Raw genomic sequence first — 3,551 nt, forward strand, 5'->3', positions numbered from 1 at the left:
CACCTTTTTTTCCATAATATAACGATTTTGTGCTTGCATGTTTTCCGGATAAATTTTCGGGTCTATATTCTGCTTTTCAAAATATTTCACATTGGGAACTATGTTTGCTGCCAAGTAAAAGCCGCCGTCCAAAGCCCCATAATTAAGCAGGGTTGGATTAGGCGTTTGATTGATCACTTTCGCAAAGGTCTGCTGGGCCGGCGGGAAACGAACAAAGAACTTGGATTCTTTAATATTTGAATTATATCCAAAACACAGGACCAGAGACAAAAAAGCAGTCGCAAATACTACATCCCAATTGACATGATTCAAAATATCAAAATCTGACTTTTCATAGGCGGATTGTAAATAATAACCGATTGATATCAGCCCAAACATGATTACCGGAACGATGATTAAATAATAATAAGGATAGCTCCTTCCGCCAATATACACCCCTAAAATAAGAAATGAAATCATGCTTACCAGCAAATATTTTTGCATTTTGTTAACAAAAAATTTGCGGGTAAGCAAAAAGTCAATAATTCCAATCATCATAATAAGTTTCATTTCCCAATTTCGGTTAAAAAACTCCCCAAATAATACTGCACAGTTAATTAGCTTTCCAATAAAAGACAATTGAGACGAATACATAAAAAGGTTGAATTTTAAATAAACATTGATTAAATCTGAGATTGCGTGATGTAACCCAAAATAGCAAAGCCACGGGACACAAGACAGGAATAGCCCTGTGATTGTGAATAATACAGCCCGTACTTCATCCTTCCATTTCTTTTGCACGGTAAAAATAATGAACAAAGCAAAATAAAAGCCAATCCAGGCTCCTATCAAGGTAAACTTTATCCAAAAAACACACCCTGCCATGAAACCGTTGATTAAATAAACCAACCATGAAAACGTAAAATCCGATTCTTTTTTCAAATGATTTAGCACAAGATAGAAAAAGATAATTAAAAATGGGGTTGCAAACTCTTCTGCGCTATCCCCAAAACGAAAAGAGTTAGAGTTGAGGAAAAAAATCGGAAAAATTACTGCAACCAGCATAGATGGAAGCCGTTTTAAATATAGATTTGAAATTTTTTGGATAAATATCAAATTGATAAACATTGCGGCGCTTTCCAAACAATATACACCTAAAAAAGTTTTGTGTGAAATGGTGTAAGCTATAGCATGCAGAGCGTATAATAAAGGGCCTTTTTGTTCAAAAAGATCACGATACGGCACCAGCCCGTTTGCCATCCCTTTCCCGACCGTAAAAAATGCGTTGGCATCTACCCATTCATTGATCGCAAAAAGAGGGGAAGACTCAGTAAAAAACAACATAAGCACAAAAGCATATAAAAATAAAAAAACTGCTATATAAAGTGAGAATTTTTCTCTTTTAAACGCAATCTCCCTTTTCATAAAGTACGAGCCCCTTCATGCAACATGGTAATTATTTTTTTATAAACATGCACTTACGAGTAACAAATGTAAGTTCCCTTTTCAAGGGGGAATAAAGGCATCAGTCTGTTGACCCGGCAACGATTATAACATCCCGAATGATGCACCTTGATAGATTCCTATTCCTATACCGCCCAGAAAGCTTTCAAACATAATCATGTTTTTTTGGCAGCAATTTCTTGATTACCAGCATAACCAAAAAGCAAACAAACAGCGCTACGTATTTCAAAGTCTCTATCATGCATAAAATTTCCACAGAAACATGGCTAATTAAGCGCTGTATTTTTAGCATGGACGCCATCATATATTTTTAAATCATTCATTAGAAATCCATACCGCAACGAACGCGGCACCAGCGGAGGAATAAAAATGGACAAGCGCAAATTAAAAAAATAAATTCAATGATGGACCGGATATGAAGTTCCTACTTACCTTTCTTTATACGTATTTTTTTCAATCGTATATCTTGGACGTCTTTTTGTTTCCTTGAATATTTTCCCAATATATTCCCCAATAATCCCGATCGCAAGCAGTTGGACACCTCCAACAAGCCAGACAGATAGCATAAGAGAAGTCCATCCGCTAATGGTATAAGAAAAAATCTTTGCGCATAATGTATAAATTGCAATCACTATCCCAACAAATACAAGAACAAATCCGAGAAACGTGACAAAACGCACAGGTGCGATACTGAAGGATGTAATCCCGTCAAATGCGAATGCCAGCATCTTTTTTAATGGATATTTTGACTCTCCTGCAAATCTTTCTTTACGATCATAGTAAACCTTTGCCGACTTAAACCCTAAAAGTGGTATGATACCTCTGATAAAAATATTCTCTTCCTGATACTTAACAAACTCATCCAAAGCTCTCTTGCTCAGAAGCCTGTAATCTGCATGGTTCGGAACCAGGTTTACGCCTAATTTTCCCATCAACTTGTAATAAAAAAGGGCTGTATTTCTTTTGAAAAAAGTGTCGGTGTCCCTTTTATCCCTTACTCCATATACAATTTCATAGCCTTCATTAAACTTGTCTATAAACATTTCGATAGCATCCACATCGTCCTGCAAATCCGCATCGATGGAAATGACACAATCCGAAAAATCTCTCGCTGTCTCTAATCCTGCTATTAAGGCTCCCTGGTGGCCGAAATTTCGGCTTAACTTTAACCCTTGTACGTAAGAATTTATATCCGTCAATTTTTCAATAATCTCCCAAGTGCTATCCTTGCTTCCATCATCAACATAAAAAATCATACTTTTACTGCTTATTTTGTTTTTTACAACTAATTTATCCAATACTCTTGTTAATTCTTGTGTTGTTTTCTCAAGTACAAGCTCTTCGTTATAACAAGGAACCACAATTGTTAGCATCGGCAAATTATTACTCATACTTTACACTCCTATTAGTGAAGACAAAATTTCCAACTATATAATATGAAAGATACATTGCCTCTCTGTTGCCTATTGAGAAAAATAGTAAACATGCAAAAGCCATATTAAAAATATCAAAGATACTTTTATCTGGAAATTCCTGCCCTCTACGTAAAAAATAAAAACTCAGCCACATCCCGGCCTGAATTCCAGTTTAAACAGATATCCCAAACAGGTGAGCTCCGGCCATATTCGCCCGCTTCTCATACTCCCGCAAACTCACCCATACATTCTTCCCTTTTTTTCGTCCTGTTCATGCAAATACTGTACCAGATCGCGGCTGGAGTGGCCGGCAGAGTATGTATTCCAGGTTCTTGAGAATGCTTCTATACTTCCCGTATCAAAAGAACCAGTTTTAATCAAATCAATAATTTCTGCCGTCGTACAGGCAATCGGCCCGGGGACAAGCCGGTCATACGGTTCCCACAACCCCCGTGTAGCCTGATAGCTTTCCAGATCATACGGATAAAAGATCATCGGGCGGCCTAACAGGGAAAACTCAAAAGGGACAGAAGAATAATCCGTGATCAAATAATCTGTAACCAGCAATAATTCGTTGATGTTCATATCATGGGGGCAGTCCACCACAAAATCAGGATACTGCAGCAGCCCTGCCCCTTTGTTTACAGCCGGATGAAATTTCACCGCAAAAATATACTCATCCTTCAGTTCATC

Annotated in this window: 3 protein-coding genes; all 3 read right to left on the minus strand. The window is 37.3% G+C overall.

Annotated elements, in window-relative coordinates:
* Positions 1-1,404: hypothetical protein (locus tag IC21_RS08585; RefSeq protein WP_035180776.1), on the minus strand; the 1,404-nt coding region annotated here is incomplete at its 3' end.
* A 467-nt stretch (positions 1,405-1,871) separates the two neighbouring features.
* Positions 1,872-2,834, minus strand: a complete 963-nt coding sequence (locus IC21_RS08590; RefSeq protein WP_029143123.1) for a glycosyltransferase family 2 protein — start codon at positions 2,832-2,834, stop codon at positions 1,872-1,874.
* Positions 2,835-3,095: 261 nt separating this feature from the next.
* Positions 3,096-3,551: CDP-glycerol glycerophosphotransferase family protein (locus IC21_RS08595; RefSeq protein WP_035180777.1), on the minus strand; the 456-nt coding region annotated here is incomplete at its 5' end.

The organism is Heyndrickxia coagulans DSM 1 = ATCC 7050 (genome assembly GCF_000290615.1).
Classification (GTDB): Bacteria; Bacillota; Bacilli; order Bacillales; family Bacillaceae_C; genus Weizmannia; species Weizmannia coagulans.